At 70.2% G+C, this 17,379-nt stretch carries 17 protein-coding genes; 13 read left to right on the forward strand and 4 right to left on the reverse strand.

The window, feature by feature from the left end:
• Positions 1 to 30: 30 nt before the first annotated feature.
• The 13 genes from ACWPXE_RS30340 to ACWPXE_RS30400 all read left to right on the forward strand — a co-directional run bounded on the left by ACWPXE_RS30340 (position 31) and on the right by ACWPXE_RS30400 (position 12,638).
• On the forward strand, positions 31 to 1,185 hold the full coding sequence (locus tag ACWPXE_RS30340) for an ABC transporter substrate-binding protein (protein WP_449228917.1): 1,155 nt from the start codon (positions 31 to 33) through the stop codon (positions 1,183 to 1,185).
• Between the two features lie 171 nt (positions 1,186 to 1,356).
• On the forward strand, positions 1,357 to 2,229 hold the full coding sequence (locus ACWPXE_RS30345) for a branched-chain amino acid ABC transporter permease (protein WP_040137900.1): 873 nt from the start codon (positions 1,357 to 1,359) through the stop codon (positions 2,227 to 2,229).
• Positions 2,226 to 3,263: a branched-chain amino acid ABC transporter permease gene (locus tag ACWPXE_RS30350; protein WP_454020797.1), complete on the forward strand. Its 1,038-nt coding sequence runs from the start codon at positions 2,226 to 2,228 to the stop codon at positions 3,261 to 3,263. Before ACWPXE_RS30345 ends, ACWPXE_RS30350 begins: the two co-directional genes overlap by 4 nt.
• A complete protein-coding gene (locus ACWPXE_RS30355) occupies positions 3,260 to 4,063 on the forward strand; it encodes an ABC transporter ATP-binding protein (protein WP_454020798.1) in 804 nt (267 codons plus the stop codon). The genes ACWPXE_RS30350 and ACWPXE_RS30355 overlap by 4 nt, the downstream gene beginning before the upstream one ends.
• Positions 4,050 to 4,754, forward strand: a complete 705-nt coding sequence (locus ACWPXE_RS30360) for an ABC transporter ATP-binding protein (RefSeq protein ID WP_014199601.1) — start codon at positions 4,050 to 4,052, stop codon at positions 4,752 to 4,754. Before ACWPXE_RS30355 ends, ACWPXE_RS30360 begins: the two co-directional genes overlap by 14 nt.
• Positions 4,755 to 4,775: 21 nt before the next feature.
• Positions 4,776 to 7,145: a xanthine dehydrogenase family protein molybdopterin-binding subunit gene (locus ACWPXE_RS30365; protein ID WP_454020799.1), complete on the forward strand. Its 2,370-nt coding sequence runs from the start codon at positions 4,776 to 4,778 to the stop codon at positions 7,143 to 7,145.
• Complete coding sequence (locus tag ACWPXE_RS30370) at positions 7,142 to 7,954, forward strand: FAD binding domain-containing protein (protein WP_454020800.1); 813 nt, start codon at positions 7,142 to 7,144, stop codon at positions 7,952 to 7,954. Before ACWPXE_RS30365 ends, ACWPXE_RS30370 begins: the two co-directional genes overlap by 4 nt.
• Positions 7,951 to 8,439 (forward strand): (2Fe-2S)-binding protein, encoded by a 489-nt coding sequence (locus tag ACWPXE_RS30375; RefSeq protein WP_247896037.1) that lies wholly within the window; start codon positions 7,951 to 7,953, stop codon positions 8,437 to 8,439. The genes ACWPXE_RS30370 and ACWPXE_RS30375 overlap by 4 nt, the downstream gene beginning before the upstream one ends.
• Before the next feature lie 4 nt (positions 8,440 to 8,443).
• On the forward strand, positions 8,444 to 9,130 hold the full coding sequence (locus tag ACWPXE_RS30380; RefSeq protein WP_454020801.1) for an SRPBCC family protein: 687 nt from the start codon (positions 8,444 to 8,446) through the stop codon (positions 9,128 to 9,130).
• Between the two features lie 117 nt (positions 9,131 to 9,247).
• Positions 9,248 to 10,429, forward strand: coding sequence for an amidase (locus ACWPXE_RS30385; RefSeq protein ID WP_454020802.1), 1,182 nt, complete (start codon positions 9,248 to 9,250; stop codon positions 10,427 to 10,429).
• Positions 10,426 to 10,806 carry an oxalurate catabolism protein HpxZ gene (hpxZ, locus tag ACWPXE_RS30390; protein WP_454020803.1) on the forward strand — a complete coding sequence of 127 codons (381 nt, stop codon included), beginning with the start codon at positions 10,426 to 10,428 and terminating at the stop codon, positions 10,804 to 10,806. Before ACWPXE_RS30385 ends, hpxZ begins: the two co-directional genes overlap by 4 nt.
• A 96-nt stretch (positions 10,807 to 10,902) precedes the next feature.
• Positions 10,903 to 11,388, forward strand: a complete 486-nt coding sequence (locus ACWPXE_RS30395) for a MarR family winged helix-turn-helix transcriptional regulator (RefSeq protein WP_454020804.1) — start codon at positions 10,903 to 10,905, stop codon at positions 11,386 to 11,388.
• 38 nt (positions 11,389 to 11,426) lie between these two features.
• Positions 11,427 to 12,638, forward strand: coding sequence for a DUF1116 domain-containing protein (locus ACWPXE_RS30400; protein WP_454020805.1), 1,212 nt, complete (start codon positions 11,427 to 11,429; stop codon positions 12,636 to 12,638).
• 29 nt (positions 12,639 to 12,667) lie between these two features.
• On the opposite strand, the gene ACWPXE_RS30405 is transcribed toward ACWPXE_RS30400, so the two are convergent.
• Genes ACWPXE_RS30405 through ACWPXE_RS30420 form a run of 4 tightly spaced genes read right to left on the reverse strand, consistent with a single transcriptional unit; the run spans position 12,668 to position 17,349 of the window.
• A complete protein-coding gene (locus ACWPXE_RS30405) occupies positions 12,668 to 13,597 on the reverse strand; it encodes an electron transfer flavoprotein subunit alpha/FixB family protein (RefSeq protein WP_454020806.1) in 930 nt (309 codons plus the stop codon).
• Between the two features lie 18 nt (positions 13,598 to 13,615).
• Positions 13,616 to 14,365 carry an electron transfer flavoprotein subunit beta/FixA family protein gene (locus ACWPXE_RS30410; RefSeq protein ID WP_451994439.1) on the reverse strand — a complete coding sequence of 250 codons (750 nt, stop codon included), beginning with the start codon at positions 14,363 to 14,365 and terminating at the stop codon, positions 13,616 to 13,618.
• Positions 14,366 to 14,395: 30 nt separating this feature from the next.
• Positions 14,396 to 15,865 carry an FAD-binding oxidoreductase gene (locus ACWPXE_RS30415; protein ID WP_454020807.1) on the reverse strand — a complete coding sequence of 490 codons (1,470 nt, stop codon included), beginning with the start codon at positions 15,863 to 15,865 and terminating at the stop codon, positions 14,396 to 14,398.
• Positions 15,866 to 15,894: 29 nt separating this feature from the next.
• Positions 15,895 to 17,349 (reverse strand): aldehyde dehydrogenase family protein, encoded by a 1,455-nt coding sequence (locus tag ACWPXE_RS30420; RefSeq protein WP_454020808.1) that lies wholly within the window; start codon positions 17,347 to 17,349, stop codon positions 15,895 to 15,897.
• Positions 17,350 to 17,379 lie beyond the last annotated feature (30 nt).

The following is a 17,379-nucleotide window of genomic DNA, read 5'->3' on the forward strand; positions in this document are numbered from 1 at the left end:
GTTCAAATCAAGAAGAGGGGGCTAGACGACATGCGGACGATGAAGACCACGGCGTTGCTGCTGAGCGCCGCGCTGCTGGCGCCGGGCGTGGCCTTTGCGCAGGAGACGATCAAGATCGGCGTGACCCAGCCGCTGACCGGCGCGGTCGCCGCGTCGGGCAACTACGTCGCCAACGGCGCGCGGGTGGCGGAGGAGGTCGTGAACGCCAACGGCGGCGTTCTCGGCAAGAAGATCCAGCTGATCATCGAGGACAACAAGAGCAACCCGAAGGAGGCCGTCGCCTCCGCCGAGAAGCTGATCGTGCGCGACAAGGTCCCGGTGCTGATGGGTGCCTGGAGCTCCACCTTCACCCTGGCGGTGATGCCGAAGCTGGTGGAGTACGGCGTGCCGATGGTGGTGGAGACCTCCTCCTCGACCAAGATCACCACCTCGGGCAACCCGTGGGTCTTCCGCATCGCCCCGACCTCCGCCATGGAGGCCAAGTCCTTCGCGGAGAAGCTGGACCATTTCCAGCCGGCCATCCAGAAGGCCGATTTCCTGGCGGTGAACAACGACTTCGGCCGCGGCTCGGCGGAGGAGTTCCGCAAGATGCTCCAGGCCAAGGGCGTCAAGATCGGCGTCACCGAGACGATGGCCCCGGAGGCCACCGACCTGTCGGCCCAGCTGTCCAGCATCAAGCAGTCGGGCGGCGACACGCTGTTCGTCACCACCGGCGTCGAGCAGATCACCCTGATCCTGAAGCAGGCGGCCGAGCTGCGCCTGCCGCACCGGGTCATCACCAACGGCGGCTCCTCCTCCCCCGACCAGCTCATCGCGCAGGCGGGGGCCGCGGCGGACGGCGGCTACTTCACGCTGTTCTTCGCCCCCTGGTTCCCGGAGAAGGCGGTGCACCCGACGGTCGCCAAGACCTTCGTCGATGGCTGGAACAAGAAGGGCTACGACTTCGCCGGCCTGACCGAGGGCTACCGCGGCTATGACGGCATCATGACCATCGTGGAAGCCATCAAGAAGGCCGGCAAGGCGGAGCCGCAGGCCATCCGCGACGCGCTGTGGACCGTCAAGCTGGACGGCGTGAACGGCGACATCGCCTTCAAGAAGGACGGCCCAGAGGGCAAGGAGAGCGGCCAGAACGAGGCCAACGTCTACGTCGTCCAGGTGAAGGACGGCAAGGTGACGATGCCGTAACCGGCTTCACCGCCCTCTCCCGACCCGGGAGAGGGAAGGGGCCCGCGCCGAGGGCGCGGGAAGGGTGAGGGTACCGGCAAGGATCAGCGCCTTGATCCTCGGGCGACCCTCACCCGTCGCCTTCGGCGCCACCCTCTCCCAGGGCGGGAGAGGGAAGTAAGGAGACACGCGGTGGAAGCGCATCTGCAGCATCTTTTGAACGCCGTGGTCCTGGGGGGGACCTACGCGCTGCTGGGAATCGGCCTGACGCTGATCTTCGGCATCATGCGCGTGGTCAACTTCACCCATGGCGAGCTTTACACCTTCGGCGCCTACATGGCCTACATGCTGGCCGGGATGATGGGGCTGAACTTCTTCATGTCCCTGGCGATGGCAGCATTGCTGGGCATGGCGCTGGGCGCGCTGATCGAATTCACGCTGCTGCGCCCGCTGAAGGGCGCCGACATCGACACCACCATGCTGGTGATGATCGGCGCCGGCATCGCCATGCAGGCCGGCGAGCAGCTCGTCTGGGGCGGTGTGGCGAAGTCCGTGCCCAGCCCCTTCCCGACCGAGCCGGTGGTGCTGGGGTCGGTGTCGGTGGGCATGAACCGGCTGTTCGTGCTGGGCGTGGCGCTGCTGCTGCTGGGCGGCTTCTACCTGCTCATCAACCGGACCAAGCTGGGTGTCGCCATGCGCGCCACCTTCCAGGACCCGGACACGGCGGCCCTGATGGGCGTCAACCGCGGGCTGATGTACACGCTGACCTTCGCGCTCGGCTCCGGCCTCGCCGCCACGGCGGGGGCGCTGCTCGGCCCGATCTTCGTGGTCACGCCGACCATGGGCGATCTGGTGGCGCTCAAGGCCTTCGCCATCGTCATCCTGGGCGGGCTGGGCAACATCCCCGGCGCCACCATCGGCGGCTTCGTGCTGGCGCTCGCCGAGGAGTTCGGCGCCGGCTACCTGTCGTCGGGCTACCGCGACGCCATGGGCTTCCTGCTGATCATCGCCGTGCTGATCGTGCGGCCCCAGGGTCTCTTCGCCATGAAGGAGCGGATCGGATGACGACGCGCCTCCTCCCCTGGCTGTTCGTTTTGTTCATGGCGGTCGGGCCGCTGTGGCTGGGCGACCAGTACATCCTCTACGTCCTGACCTCGACCGGCATCTTCATCATCGGGGCGATGAGCCTGAACCTGCTGCTCGGCTACACCGGGCAGCTCAGCCTCGGCCACATTGCCTTCTTCGGCATCGGCGCCTACACCAGCGCGTTGCTGTCGCTGGGCTTCGACCTCGATCTCGGCGGGGCGGAACCCTTCGTGCTGGGGCCGCAGCCGGTGTGGGTCGCCTTCCTCGGCGGCATCCTGATGGCGGCGCTGTTCGGCTTCCTGATCGGCAAGCTCGCCTTCCGGGTGCGCGGGGCCTACTTCGTCATCGTCACCATCAGCTTCGCCCAGGTCATGCGCATGGTCGCGCTGAACTGGGTGGACCTGACCGAAGGGCCGATGGCGCTGAACAACATCCCGCCGCTGTCGGTCTGGCTGCCGTGGGACGGGGTGATCCCGCTCTACAAGAAGGAATACAATTACCTTCTGGTGCTGGCGGTCGCGGTGGTCTGCTTCCTGGTGATCCAGCGGCTGGTGCAGTCGCGGGTCGGCCGGGCGCTGGTGGCGCTGCGCGAGAACGAGTCGCTGGCGCGCTCGGTCGGCATCGACGTGACGCGCTATCTGGTCGTCGCCACGGTGATCGCGGCGGGCATGGCCGGGGCCGCGGGCGGGCTCTACACCCACTACATCCGCATCGTCGATCCGGACGTCTTCATGTTCATCTACACGGTGACCATGGTCATCATGGTGGTGACGGGGGGCAAGGGCACGCTGGCCGGGCCGATCGTCGGCGGCCTCGCCTTCGGCATCCTGCCCGAGGTTCTGCGCGAGGTGGCGCGGCCCGAGGTGCAGTGGATCATCTACGGCGTCGCCATGATCGTGGTCGTCTTCTTCCTGCCGCAGGGCATGGTTCCGGCGGTGAAGAACTGGTTCGCCGGCCGCCGCAAGCGCGTCGCCGCCACGGCGCTGGGCCTGCGCAAGGAGACCTCGGCATGAGCCTCGCCTTCGACACCGCTGATGCGCCAATTTTGGAAGTGCGCGAGGTCGCCGTTCACTTCAGCGGCCTGATCGCCATCGCCTCGATGAGCTTCGCCGTGCCGGAAGGGGAGATCGTCAGCCTGATCGGCCCCAACGGGGCGGGCAAGACGACCGCCTTCAACGTCATCACCGGCTTCCTGAAGCCGACCGGCGGCAAGGTGCTGTTCCGCGGCACCGACCTGACGCGCCTCTCCTCCAACCGCATCGCGGGCCTGGGCGTCGTGCGCACCTTCCAGCGCACCAGCATCTTCGCCGGCTGCACCGTCTTCGACAACGTGCTGACCGGGATGCACCGGCAGGGGAAGGCGGAGACCTGGGGGGCGCTGCTGCGGCTCGCCTCGGTGCGGGCGGAGACGGAGCGGATGCGGGCGGCGGTGGCCGAGATCCTGGCCTTCGTCGGGCTGTCGCACCGCGCCGACGAGCTGGCCGGCAACCTCGCCTATGGCGAGCAGCGGCTGCTCGGCATCGCCATCGCGCTGGCCGCCGACCCGAAGTTGCTGCTGCTGGACGAGCCCGCCGCCGGGCTGAACCCGTCGGAGACGGAGGCCTTCATGGGCGTCGTCCAGCGCATCCGCGACCGCGGCGTGACCATCCTGCTGGTCGAGCACGACATGCGCATGGTGATGACCATCTCCGACCGCGTGGTGGTGCTGAACCACGGGCGCATAATCGCCGAAGGCCCGCCGGAGGTCATCCGCGCCAACCCGGACGTGATCCAGGCCTATCTGGGCCAGGGGGTGAAGCATGCTAAAGGTTGAGGGGATCACCGTCTGCTACGGCCAGATTCCGGCGCTCCGCAACGTCTCGCTGACCGTGGAGGAAGGTGAGCTGGTCACCCTGATCGGCGCCAACGGGGCCGGCAAGACCACCACGCTGCGCGCCATCAGCGGTCTGCTGCCGCTGGCCTCGGGCCGCATCACCTTCGAGGGGCGGGAGATCGGCAACGCCGCGCCCCGCACGGTGCTGGCGCTGGGTGTGGCGCACTGTCCGGAGGGGCGGCGCGTCTTCCCCCACCTGACCGTGCGCGAGAATCTGGAGATGGGCGCCTATCTGCGCCGCGACCATCAGGCGGTGGCCCAGGACATGGAGCGGCTGTTTCACCGCTTCCCCCGCCTCAAGGAGCGGCTGAACCAGCCCGCCGGCACCATGTCGGGCGGCGAGCAGCAGATGCTGGCCATCGCGCGGGCGCTGATGTCGCGCCCGAAGATCGTGCTGTTCGACGAGCCGTCGCTCGGCCTCGCCCCCAACCTCGTGGAACGCACCTTCGAGATCGTGTCGGACATCCGCCGGGAAGGGACCACCGTGCTGATGGTCGAGCAGAACGCCTACGCCGCGCTCGACATGTGCGACCGCGCCTATCTGCTGGAGAGCGGGCAGGTGATGGAGCAGGGCACGGGGCAGGCCATGCTCGCCAACGACCACATCCAGCGCGCCTATCTGGGCGGTTAAGAAAAAAGAGAGGGTCAGGGAATGGGAGAGGTTAGCACCGCTGGATCGGGCGCCGGTTCCGGTGTCGGCGCGCGGGTCCGCCGCAAGGAGGACGACCGGCTGCTGCGCGGGCGGGGCCGCTTCGTCGGCGACATCGCCCTGGTCGGCATGAAGGAATTGGCCTTCGTGCGCAGCCCGGTCGCCCACGCCACCATCACCGGCATCGAGATCCCGGAGGAGCACCGCGGCGCCGTCTTCACCTGGGCGGATCTGGCGGCGGGCGGCGTCAAGCCGATCCGCGCCGTGTCGGGCCTGCCCGGCTTCAAGGTGTCGGAGCAGCCGGCGCTGGCCGATGGCAAGGTGCGCTTCGTCGGCGAGCCGGTGGCCGTCTGCGTCGCCGCCACCCGCGCCGAGGCCGAGGACATCGCGGCCTCCGTCTTCGTCGACTACGCCGAGCTGCCGGTGAATTCCGACATGCTGGAGGCGGTGAAGCCGGGCGCGCCGAAGGTGCACGACCACTGGCCGGACAATGTCTTCCTGGAAACCAACGTCGGCGGGACCATCGCGGAGATCGCCGCCACCGCCCCGGTCAAGGTGTCGCGGACCATCCGAACGGCGCGCCAGTGCATGGTGCCGCTGGAGGGCAAGGGCGTGGTCGCCCATTGGGACCGCCACGTCGAACAGCTCGTCCTGACCACCTCGACCCAGATGCCGCACATCGTGCGCGCCGGCCTGTCGGAATGCCTGGACCTCGACCAGGGGCTGATCCGCGTGGTGGCCCCGGACGTCGGCGGCGGCTTCGGCTGGAAGGGCCTGCTCCAGCCGGAGGAGATCGTGGCCGCCTGGATCGCCATGCGCCTCGACCGTCCCGTCCGCTGGACCGAGGACCGGCGGGAGCATCTGGTCGCCGCCGCCAACGCCCGCGAACACCATTACGAGATCACCGCCTACGCCGACGCGCGCGGACGGCTGCTGGGGATCGAGGCCGACGCCTGGGTCGATGCCGGGGCCTACTCCGTCTATCCCTTCTCGGCCTGCCTGGAGGCGGCGCAGGTCGGCAGCATCCTGCCCGGCCCCTACGACTTCGCGCATTACCGCTGCCGCACCTTCTCCGTCTGCACCAACAAGCCGCCGATCGTTCCCTACCGCGGCGTGGCGCGCACCGGCGTGTGCTTTGCCATGGAGCAGATGATCGACGCCGTGGCCGACGCCGTGGGGCGGGAGCCGTGGCAGGTGCGGCTGGAAAACCTCGTCCCGCCGGAAAAGATGCCCTTCGACAACGTGACGAAGAAGCATTTCGACAGCGGCGACTATCCCGAATCCGTCCGCCGCGCCGTCGCCGCCATCGAGCTTGAGGGCTGGCGCGCCCGCCAGAAGGCCGGGGAGGTGGATGGGCGTCTGATCGGCGTCGGCTTCGCCACCTATTGCGAGCAGTCGGCCCACGGCACCGCCGTCTATCATGGCTGGGGCATCCCCATGGTGCCGGGGCACGAACAGGCGCAGGCCCGCATCACCCCGGACGGCGGGCTGGAGCTGCGCGTCGGCGTGCAGTCGCACGGCCAGAGCATGGAGACCACCTTCGCCCAGGTCGCCCACGAAGTGCTGGGCATCCCGCTGGAGAAGATCAAGCTGGTGCACGGGGACACCGGCCTGACGCCCTATTCGACGGGCACCTGGGGATCGCGCAGCATGGTCATGGCCGGTGGCGCCGTCGCCACCGCCTGCCGAACGCTGGCCGAGCGGCTGCGCAAGATCGGCGCGCACCTGATGCAGGCCGTGCCGGAGGGGGTGGTTCTGAAGGACGGAGCCGTAACGGCCGGACCCGCCGCGGTGACCATCCGCGAGATCGCCCACATCTGGTACCGCGCGCCGCAGCTCCTTCCCGCCGACGTGGACCGCGGCGGGCTGGAGGTCACCGCCGGCTACAAGCCGGGCAGCGACCACGGAACCTTCTCCTACGCCACCCACGCCGTGGCGGTGGCCGTGGACCCGGAGATCGGGCAGGTCGAAATCCTCGACTATGTGGTGGTCGAGGATGCCGGGACCATGGTCAACCCGATGGTCGTCGACGGCCAGATCTACGGCGGCGTCGCCCAGGGCGTCGGCACCGCGCTCTACGAGCGGATGCCCTACGACGCGGAAGGCCAGCCGCTCGCCTCCACCTTCGCGGATTACCTGATCCCCGGATTCACCGAGGTCCCGCACGTGAGGATCATCCACATGCTGACGCCCTCGCCCTACACCGAGTTCGGCGTGAAGGGCATCGGCGAGGGCGGCGCCATCGCCCCGCCGGCGGCGATCTGCAACGCCATCAACGACGCGCTGAAGCCGCTGGGCGTCATCGTGACGAACGCGCCGATGACGCCGGAGGTCATCCTTGGTGCCATCGCCGAAACGCGGGGTGCGGCATGAAGGCGGTCGATTTCGACTACGCGCAGCCGGCGACGCTGGACGCGGCGCTGGAGCTTCTGTCGCGCGAGGACGTGATGGTGCGGCCCGTCGCCGGCTCCCAGTCGCTCGGCCCCATGCTGAATCTGCGGCTGGCCCAGCCGGAGCTGCTGGTGGACATCACCCGCATCGCCGAGCTTCGGACGATCCGCCGGGAGGGCGACCGGCTGGCCATCGGGGCCTGCGTCACCCACGCGCGGCTGGAGGACGGCGATTATCCGGACGTGACGCGCGGCGTGCTTCCCAGCGTGGCGGCGGTGATCGCCTACCGCGCGGTGCGCAACCGCGGCACCATCGGCGGCAGCCTCGCCCACGCCGATCCGGCGGCGGACTGGGTGAACGTCCTGACCGCGCTGGGCGCCGACGTTGTGATCGCCGGCCCGGGCGGACGGCGCAGCGTGCCGATGACCGACTTCATCCTGGGTGTCTTCGAGACGGCGTTGCAGCCGGGCGAGATCGTCGCGGAAATCCAGGTGCCCGCCCTCTCCGACCGGGCGCGCTGGGGCTACTACAAGGTCTGCCGCAAGACCGGCGAATTCTCCCACGCCACCGGGGCGGTGCTGATCGACCCGGCGCGCGGCGTCCAGCGCTGCGTCGCCGGGGCGACTTCCGGCAAGCCGGTGGTGATCGACGGCCCGGCCCTGTTCGAGGGTGGCTGCACGGAAGCGGCGCTGGCCGCGCACCTCGCCGGCAGCCCCGCCGCGGACGACCCCATCGCCCTTAAGACCCACACCGTCGCGCTGAAGCGCGCCATCGCGCAGGTGATGTCATGAGCGCCCACGCCAAAACCATTTCCCTGACCGTCAACGGCACGCGCGTCGAAGCCAGCGTGCCGCCGCGCCAGCATCTCGGCGACTTCCTGCGCGAGCGGGAACTGCTGACCGGCACCCATCTGGGCTGCGAGCACGGCGTGTGCGGCGCCTGCACCATCCTGATCGACGGCGAGCCGGCGCGCTCCTGCATCACCTTCGCGGTGGCCTGCGACGGGCGGTCCGTCACCACGGTGGAGGGGCTGGACGACGACCCCGTCGCCGCGGAGCTGCGCGAGGCCTTCTCCGCCGAGCACGGGCTGCAGTGCGGCTTCTGCACGCCGGGGATGCTGGTGGCGGCGCGCGACGTGGTGCTGCGCCGACCGGACGCCGACAACCCGGCGATCCGCACGGCGATGAGCGGCAACCTGTGCCGCTGCACCGGCTATGTCGGGATCGTCAACGCCATCCGCCGCGTCATCGACGCGCGCAACACGAACGCGGGGTAAGCCCATGCCGACCATGACCCAGACCCTTGCCGTCAACTTCCCGCGCGCCCGCGTCTGGCCGCTGCTCGGCGACGTGGAGCAGGTGATCGCCTGCATGCCCGGCGCCTCGCTGACCAAGCCGCGCGAGGGCGACCGGATCTTCGGGCAGATGCGCGTGAAGCTCGGCCCCATCGCCGCCGCCTTCGCGGGCGAGGGCACGCTGACGATGGACGCGGCGACCCACACCGGCCTCATCCACGGCCAGGGAACGGACCCGAAGAACAATTCCCGCGCCAAGGCCGACGTGACCTTCGCCGTCGTGGAGGAGGGGACGGGGACGCGCATCGACCTGACCGTCGATTTCACCCTGACCGGCGTTCTGGCCCAGTTCAGCCGCGGCGCCATCGTGCAGGAGATCGCCAACCGCCTGACCGCCGAGTTCGCCCGCAACCTGGAAGCCAAGCTCGCCGCGACCGCCCCGGTGGCGGAGGTGGCTGCGTCCTCGGAAGCGGTGGCCGCCCCGGCCCCGGAACCCGCTCCCGAGCCCGCCAAGGAATTGAACGCTGGCAATCTGCTGTGGGTGATGCTGAAAGACTGGCTGCGCAAGCTCTTTTCCAACCCTCTCCCCTCCGGGGAGAGGGTGGCCCGGAGGGCCGGTGAGGGGGATGCGCGTGGCGGTGCGTCCGGCAAAAGCGCAACCCCCTCACCCTGACCCTCTCCCCGCTTTCGGCGGACCAGAGGTCCGCCTGTCGCGTCAGCGCAAACTTCGTTTGCGCGAGAGCGGAGGGGAGAGGGAATTTGGAATTCCGATGAGACTTAAACCCGCATCATGCCGAACGACCCCCTGAACGCCTTCGTCCCCTATGGCCGGACCGAGGTCGCCGGAGCCGCAAGCGGCCCGCTGGCCGGGCTGCGCTTCGCGGTGAAGGACCTGTTCCACATCGCCGGCCTGCCCACCGGGGCCGGAAACCCGGACTGGCTGCGCACCCACGAGGTCCCGCGGGAGACCGCGCCCGCCGTGCAGCGGCTGCTCGACGCCGGGGCGCGCGTCGCCGGCAAGACGCTGACCGACGAGCTGGCCTGGAGTCTGGCCGGCGAGAACGCCCATTACGGCACCCCGGAGAATTCGCAGGCGCCCGGCCGCATTCCTGGAGGTTCCTCCAGCGGGTCGGCCGCCGCGGTGGCGGGCGGGGCGGTGGACTTCGCCATCGGGACCGACACCGGCGGATCGGTCCGCCTGCCGGCCAGCTACTGCGGCCTCTACGGCATGCGGCCCACCCACGGAGCAGTTCCGCTGGACGGCTCCGTCCCGCTGGCGCCGAGCTTCGACACGGTGGGCTGGTTCGCGCGGGAGGCGGCGCTGTTCCGCCGCGTCGGGGCGGTGCTGCTGCCTCCGTCGGCCACCCTGGGGGCGGGTGCGGCCTTCCGCCGCCTGCTGATTGCCGAGGACGCCTTCGCCATCGCCGGAGAGGCGGTGCGCGCCGCCCTCGCCCCGGCCTTGGACCGGCTGCGCGAGCGGTTCGGGGATGCGGAGACCGTGACGCTGGCCCCGGAGGGGCTGGACCAATGGCGCCCGGTCTTCCAGACGCTCCAGGCCGCCGAAGCCTGGGCGGCGCACGGCGCTTGGATCACGGCGACGAAACCGACCTTCGGACCAGGCGTGCGCGACCGCTTCGCGGCGGCGTCCACGCTCGACCCCGCCCTGGCCCGCGCGGCGGCGCAGAGGCGGGAGGGCATCCGGCGGCGGATGGACGACCTGCTGGGGACGGACGGGCTGATCGTCCTGCCCAGCGCGCCGGGCATCGCGCCGTTGCGCGGCTCCTCAGGGGCGGCGGTGGACGCGGAGCGCGGACGGGCACTGGCGATCCTCTGCCCCGCCGGTCTGGCCGGGCTGCCGCAACTCTCCATTCCCGCGGCGCGGCTCCAGGGCTGCCCGCTCGGCCTGTCGCTCATTGGGCCGCGTGGGAGCGATTCCGCGCTTCTGGCCATCGCCGAGGACCTGTTCGCATGACGCTTGAGATCAATATCCCCGAGGTGGTGGCCGAGGTCACCGCCGCCTTCGAGCGCTACGAGCGCGCGCTGACCGGCAACGACGTGGCGGTCCTGGACGAGCTGTTCTGGAACCACCCGGCAACCCTGCGCTACGGCGTGGGCGAGAACCTGTATGGCTACGACGCCATCGCCGCCTTCCGCCAGGGCCGCCCCGCGGCGGGGCTGGACCGGGTGTTGCGCAACACCGTCATCACCACCTATGGCCGCGACATGGCGACCGCCAACACCGAATTCATGCGCCCTGCCACCGAGCGTGTCGGGCGGCAGAGCCATACGTGGGTCCGCATGCCTGAGGGCTGGCGGATCGTCGCGGCGCATGTGTCGCTGATGGGCTAGGCGCCACCGTCTTCCGGCCCGGTTGCCGATTCTCCGGCCCGCCGCCATCCTATCTGACAGCCGCTTTCCCAAACCCGCTCCGACGGACCGCCCGCGATGACCTTAGACGACCCCCTGATTGAAGAGGCGTACCGCGTCCTGGCGGAGCGTCCCGGATTCCTCATCCGCCGTCTGCACCAGATCCACGTCGCCATGTTCATGGAGGAGTGCGCGGAGTTCAACATCACCCCCGTCCAGTACAGCGTGCTGACCGCCCTGGCGGACCGGCCCGACCTGGATCAGGTGACGCTGGGCGCCCAGATCGGCATCGACCGCACGACCACGGCGGGCGTTCTGGCCCGGCTGGCCGAGCGCGGGCTGATCCAGCGCCGGGCCAGCCCGGTGGACAAGCGCATGAAGCTGGCCGCCATCACCGCGGAGGGCCGGAAGCTGCTGCGCCGCATGGACAAGAAGGCCCAGCGCGCCCACGACCGCACCATCGCGCCACTGCCGAAGGAGGACCGGGCGGTTTTCCTGCGCTACCTGCTGCATCTGGTGGACGCCAGCAACGGCTACGGCCGCGCCCCCCTGCATCTGCCGTAAAGGCATCGGAAACACCTGAAGAGTTGGGGACACACGCGATGAACGACGCCACCGCGCGGGCTGTGGAGCGGATGCTGGCCGCCAATCCAGTGTGGACGGAGACCGGAACTGCCGGGGAGCGGATCGGGCTGGACCGCCACACGCTGCTGCACGCCGGGCCGCCCTTTACCGATCCGGCGGAGATCTGTCCGCCGATCCTCAACGCCGCCGCCGCGGCGCTGCTGTTCGAAGGCATGGCCGGCAGTGTGGAGGAGGCCCGCGCCCTGGTGCGGAGCGGCGCCGTGACCCTGCGTCCGGCGCAGGATTTCGGCGTGGTCACCCCGCTCGCCGCCGTCGTGTCGCGGTCGATGTGGCTGCATGTGGTGGAGGATGCCGGCGGCTCCGGCGCCCGCGCCTACAGCCCGCTCAACGAGGGCGGTGGCCCCGCCTTGCGTTTCGGCATCGTCAGCGGGGCGGTTGTGGAGCGGCTGCGCCTGCTGCACGGCGCGGTCGGCCCGGCGCTGGCCGGGATTGGGCCGGTGGCGTTGACCGGGATCGCCTGCGAGGCGATGGAGCAGGGGGACGAGCTGCACGGGCGCGTCGGGGTGGCCTCGGCCCTGCTGACCGAGACGCTGGTGTCGCGGCTGGGCGGGACCGGTGAGGTCTGTGCGTTCCTGAAGGAGGCCGGGCAGTTCTTCCTCAACCCTTGGATGGCCGCCTGCAAGGCGGTGATGCTGGCCGCCGACGGCGTGCCGGGGGCGGCGCTGGTGACGGCGGCGGGCGGCAACGGGGTGCGCTTCGGGCTGCGTTTGTCGGGCATGATGGGCGAGGGCTGGGCGAGCGCGCCGGTGGCTGCCCCGCAGGGGCCGGACATCGGCTCTCCCGGCGGAGCCCCCCGCCCGCGTCTGCCGGCAATCGGGGACAGCGCCGTCATCGACGCGCTGGGCTTCGGTGCGCTGGCCCTTGACGCCGCTCCGCTGCTGCGGGCGGAGTTGGGGGCGGCGGCCGAGACGGCCATCGCGGCGGCGGACCGGCTGCTCTGCGCCGACCATCCCGTCCACGGGCGGCGTGTCGGGCTGGATGCCCGTGCCGTGCTGCTGGGCGGCCCGGTGCCCCCGGTCTGTCTGGCCGCCCTGCACGCGGCGGGGGAGGATGGGATCGTCGGGCGCGGCCTCGCCTGGCACCCGCCCTCCTGCCACGCCGAGGCGGTGGCGGCGGTGGACCGGCTGAGCCGCGCCGGTTTCCCGGACGCCCCCGACCGTCGCGCCTGACATCCGGGGAACCGGCAACGCCTATGGCGTCACAGCGCCTGCTCCAGCTCCGGCACCGCCTTGAACAGGTCGGCGACGAGGCCATAATCGGCGACCTGGAAGATGGGCGCCTCCTCGTCCTTGTTGATCGCGACGATGACCTTGCTGTCCTTCATGCCGGCGAGGTGCTGGATGGCACCGGAGATGCCGACGGCGATGTACAGCTCGGGCGCCACGATCTTGCCGGTCTGGCCGACCTGATAGTCGTTCGGCACGAATCCGGCGTCCACCGCCGCGCGGCTGGCGCCGACCGCCGCCCCCAGCTTGTCGGCCAGCGCCTCCAGCAGCTTGAAGTTCTCGCCCGACTGCATGCCGCGGCCGCCCGACACGACGATCTTGGCCTGGGTCAGCTCCGGACGCTCCGACTTCGTCAGCTCCTGGCCGACGAACTTGGCCGAACCGGCGTCGCCCGTCCCGGCGATCGCTTCGACCGTGGCCGAGCCGCCCGTGGCGGCGGCCGCCTCGAAGGCGGTGGTGCGCACCGTCACGACCTTGATCGGGTCGGCGGACTTCACCGTGGCGATGGCGTTGCCGGCGTAGATCGGCCGCTCGAACGTGTCGGCGGAGACCACCCCGGTGATGTCGGAGATCGCTGCGACATCGAGCAGGGCGGCGACGCGCGGCAGCAGGTTCTTGCCCTCCGACGAGGCGGCGGCCAGCACATGGCCGTAGCCCTTGGCGAGATTGACGACCAGCGGCGCGACGTTCTCCGGCAGCGGGTGGGCGTAGGCCGCGTCGTCGGCCAGCAGCACCTTGGACACCCCGGCCACCTTGGCGGCGGCCTCGGCGACGGCCTGGGCGCCCTGGCCGGCGACCAGAACGTGGATCTCTCCGCCGATCTTGGCGGCGGCGCTGACCGCGTTCAGCGTGGCGGCCTTCAGCGCGGCGTTGTCGTGTTCGGCGATGACGAGAATGGACATGTCAGATCACTTTCCCTATCAGATCGCGCGGGCTTCGTTCTTCAGCTTGTCGACCAGGGCGGCCACGTCGGCGACCTTGACGCCGGCCTTGCGCTTGGCCGGCTCGGCGACCTTGAGCGTGGTCAGGCGCGGCGCCACGTCGACACCCAGCGCGTCGGGGGCCAGCGTCTCGATGGGCTTCTTCTTGGCCTTCATGATGTTGGGCAGCGAGGCGTAGCGCGGCTCGTTGAGGCGCAGGTCGGCGGTGACCACGGCGGGCAGCGTCAGCTGCACCGTCTCCAGGCCGCCGTCGATCTCGCGGGTCACGGTGACCGAGCCCTCGCCCGGCACGACCTTGGAGGCGAAGGTGCCCTGCGGCCAGCCCAGCAAGGCGGCGAGCATCTGGCCGGTCTGGTTGCAGTCGTCGTCGATCGCCTGCTTGCCGAGGATGACCAGCGTCGGGCCTTCCTTGTCGACGAGCGCCTTGAGCACCTTGGCGACGGCCAGCGGCTGCGTCTCGGCGTCGGTCTGGACCAGGATGCCGCGGTCGGCGCCCATGGCGAGGCCGGTGCGCAGCGTCTCCTGCGCGGCCGTCGGGCCGACGGTGACCACGATGACCTCGGTCGCCTTGCCGGCTTCCTTGAGGCGGACGGCCTCTTCGACGGCGATCTCGTCGAAGGGGTTCATGCTCATCTTCACGTTGGCGGTCTCAACGCCGGAGCCGTCCGCCTTGACGCGGATCTTGACGTTGTAATCGACCACCCGCTTGACCGGGACGAGGACCTTCATGGGTTTAATCCTAGACTGGCGGAACCGCGCTCAGGCGCGCAGGATCTTGCCGGGATTCATGATGTTGTGCGGATCGAAGGCGCGCTTCAGCGTCGCCATCATGTCCAACTCGACCGGGGACTTGTAGCGCGGCATCTCGTCGATGCGCAGCCGTCCGATGCCGTGCTCGGCGGAGATGGAACCGCCAAGCTCGACGACGATGTCGTGGACGATGGCGTTGACCGTCGCCAGCTTCGCCTTCCATTCGGCCGGGTCGCCGCCCTCCGCCTGGATCGGGTTGAAATGGATGTTGCCGTCGCCGAGATGGCCGAAGGCGAAGGGGCGGATGCCCGGGCATTCCCGCTCCAGCGCCGCGTTGGCGCGGTCGAGGAAGCGCGCCACGCGGGAGATCGGCACCGACACGTCGTGCTTGAAGGACACGCCCTCGCGCTTCTGGCCTTCCGGGATGCCCTCGCGGATGCGCCACAGCGAATCGGCCTGGGCCTTGGAGGCGGCCACGACGCCGTCCAGCACCTCGCCGGCCTCCATTCCGGCCTCCAGGATGCCTTCCAGCATCTCCATCAGGCGGTTGCCGCCGTCCTGGTCGGCCAGCTCGACCAGCACATACCAGGGATAGCGGTCGCGCAGCGGGTCGGGCACGTCCGGCACGTGGCGGCGGGCCACGTCGATGCAGTCGCGCTGGATCAGCTCGAAGGTGATGATGCGGTCGCCGGCGACACCCTTGGCGCGGGTCAGCAGATCGACGGCGTCGCTGGGAGCCGACACGGCGACCAGCGCCGTGGCGGTGGCGCGCGGCAGCGGCGACAGCTTCAGCACCGCGGCGGTGACGATGCCCAGCGTGCCCTCCGACCCGATGAAGATCTGCTTCATGTCGTAGCCGGCGTTGTCCTTGCGCAGCCCGCGCAGCCCGTCCCAGATCCGCCCGTCGGGCAGCACCACCTCCAGCCCGGCGACGAGGTTGCGCATGTTGCCGTAGCGCACGACCTGCACGCCGCCGGCGTTGGTGGCGATGTTGCCGCCGATCTGGCAGGAGCCCTCGGCGGCGAGGCTCATCGGGAACAGCCGGCCGATGTCGCGCGCCGCGTTCTGGATGTTGGCGAGGATGCAGCCGGCCTCCACCGTCATCGTGTCGTTGTCGATGTCGATCTCGCGGATGCGGTTCAGCCGGTTGGTCGAGAGGACGATCTCCGTCCCGTCGGCGTGCGGCTGGCTGGCTCCGGTCAGGCCGGTGTTGCCGCCCTGGGGCACGATGGGGGTGCGCGTCTCCGCGCAGATGCGCACCACCGCGGCCAGCGCCTCGGTGCTGTCGGGCAGAACCACGGCGGGCGAACGGCCGACCCAGCCGTCGCGCCAGGATTCCATGAAGGGCTGCATGGTGCCGGGATCGGTGATCAGCCCGCGGTCGCCGACGATGGCGTGGATGGGGGCGAGCACGGCCGTCGCGAAGTCCGGCCGCCCGGTGGTCGGGGTGTGGTTGGACCCCGAAATGTCTTTGGACAAGGAGGCTCTCCCTGGGCTTCGGTTCCGCGTCACAGCGCGCGATAGGCCGTCTTGATGATGGTGTAGAACTCGATGGCGGAGCGCCCCTGCTCGCGCGGGCCGTAGCTCGACATCTTCCGGCCGCCGAAGGGCACGTGGTAGTCGACGCCGGCCGTCGGCAGGTTCAGCATGGTCATGCCGGCCTGGATGTTGGCCTGGAAGTGGCGGGCGTGCTTCATCGAGTTGGTGATGATGCCCGACGACAGGCCGTAGTCGGTGTCGTTGGCCACCGCCAGGGCCTCCTCGTAATCCTTGACGCGGATGACGCTGGCGACCGGGCCGAACACCTCCTCCCGGTTGATGGTCATGGCGTTGCTGGTCTCGGTGAACAGGGTCGGGGCGAGGAACCAGCCGCGCGTCGGTCGGTCCAGCCGCCCGCCGCCGGACGCCAACTGCGCGCCTTCCTTCAGGCCGGTGTCGATGTATTGCAGATTCTTGGTGAGCTGGAACTCGTCGATGACCGGGCCGATCTGCGTCTCCGGCTGCAGGGCGTGGCCGACGCGCAGCGCCGCCATCCGCTCCGTCATCGCGGCGACGAAGGCGTCGTGGATCGAATCCTCGACGATGAAGCGGCCGGTGGCGGTGCAGCGCTGGCCGGCGTGGAAATAGGCGCTGTTGACGCCGATCTCGGCGGCGCGCTCCGGGTCGGCGTCGCCCAGCACGACCAACGGGTTCTGGCCGCCCAGCTCCAGCTGGACGCGGATCATGTGCTCCGCGCAGCGCACGGCGATGCGCCGTCCGGTGTTGACCGAGCCGGTGAAGGACACGGCGTCCACCGCGTCGACCACGGCGGCGCCGACGTTGGGGCCGGCGCCGATCACCAGATTGAACAGCGCCGCGGGCATGCCGTGGGCCTCCAGCGCCTCCGCGATGATACGGGTGACGGCGATGGATATTCCGGGGGTCTTCTCCGACGGCTTCCAGATGACGGCGTTGCCGAAGGCCAGCGCCGGGGCGATCTTCCACATCGGCGTGGCGACCGGGAAGTTCCACGGCGTGACGAGGCCGATGACGCCGACCGGCTCGCGCGTCACGTCGACCTCGACCCCCGGCCGGACCGAGCCCAGCGTCTCGCCCGGCGCGCGCAGCGCCTCGGCGGCGAAGAAGCGGGCGAGGTGGGCGGCGCGGGTGATCTCGCCCAGCGCGTCGGGGATGGTCTTGCCGCCCTCGGTCGCGGCGATGAGGGCCAGCTCGTCCTTGCGGTCGAAGAGCGCGCGGGAGATGGCGTCGAGCACCAGCGAGCGCTGCTCCACCGTGGCGGCGCGCCATTGCGGCTGGGCGGCGCGCGCCGTGGCGACGGCCTCCGCCACGTCGTCGGCGCCGGCCAGCGAGTAGGAACCGGCCAGTTCGTCCAGGTTCGACGGGTTGAAGATGTCGAGCCGGTCGCGGCCCGGCCGCCAGGAACCGGCGATGAAGTTGGTGATGGGATCGGAAGCGGGGGACATGTCGTTTTTTTCTCCGGGGAGGTTCTTTGG

Source organism: Azospirillum sp. Marseille-Q6669 (assembly GCF_965111635.1).

Coding starts and splice junctions, on each gene's coding strand:
- ACWPXE_RS30340 (WP_449228917.1), top strand. CDS start 31: ATGCGGACGATGAAGACCACGGCGTTGCTGCTGAGCGCCGCGCTGCTG.
- ACWPXE_RS30350 (WP_454020797.1), top strand. CDS start 2,226: ATGACGACGCGCCTCCTCCCCTGGCTGTTCGTTTTGTTCATGGCGGTC.
- ACWPXE_RS30355 (WP_454020798.1), top strand. CDS start 3,260: ATGAGCCTCGCCTTCGACACCGCTGATGCGCCAATTTTGGAAGTGCGC.
- ACWPXE_RS30360 (WP_014199601.1), top strand. CDS start 4,050: ATGCTAAAGGTTGAGGGGATCACCGTCTGCTACGGCCAGATTCCGGCG.
- ACWPXE_RS30365 (WP_454020799.1), top strand. CDS start 4,776: ATGGGAGAGGTTAGCACCGCTGGATCGGGCGCCGGTTCCGGTGTCGGC.
- ACWPXE_RS30370 (WP_454020800.1), top strand. CDS start 7,142: ATGAAGGCGGTCGATTTCGACTACGCGCAGCCGGCGACGCTGGACGCG.
- ACWPXE_RS30375 (WP_247896037.1), top strand. CDS start 7,951: ATGAGCGCCCACGCCAAAACCATTTCCCTGACCGTCAACGGCACGCGC.
- ACWPXE_RS30380 (WP_454020801.1), top strand. CDS start 8,444: ATGCCGACCATGACCCAGACCCTTGCCGTCAACTTCCCGCGCGCCCGC.
- ACWPXE_RS30385 (WP_454020802.1), top strand. CDS start 9,248: ATGCCGAACGACCCCCTGAACGCCTTCGTCCCCTATGGCCGGACCGAG.
- hpxZ (WP_454020803.1), top strand. CDS start 10,426: ATGACGCTTGAGATCAATATCCCCGAGGTGGTGGCCGAGGTCACCGCC.
- ACWPXE_RS30395 (WP_454020804.1), top strand. CDS start 10,903: ATGACCTTAGACGACCCCCTGATTGAAGAGGCGTACCGCGTCCTGGCG.
- ACWPXE_RS30400 (WP_454020805.1), top strand. CDS start 11,427: ATGAACGACGCCACCGCGCGGGCTGTGGAGCGGATGCTGGCCGCCAAT.
- ACWPXE_RS30405 (WP_454020806.1), bottom strand. CDS start 13,597: ATGTCCATTCTCGTCATCGCCGAACACGACAACGCCGCGCTGAAGGCC.
- ACWPXE_RS30410 (WP_451994439.1), bottom strand. CDS start 14,365: ATGAAGGTCCTCGTCCCGGTCAAGCGGGTGGTCGATTACAACGTCAAG.
- ACWPXE_RS30420 (WP_454020808.1), bottom strand. CDS start 17,349: ATGTCCCCCGCTTCCGATCCCATCACCAACTTCATCGCCGGTTCCTGG.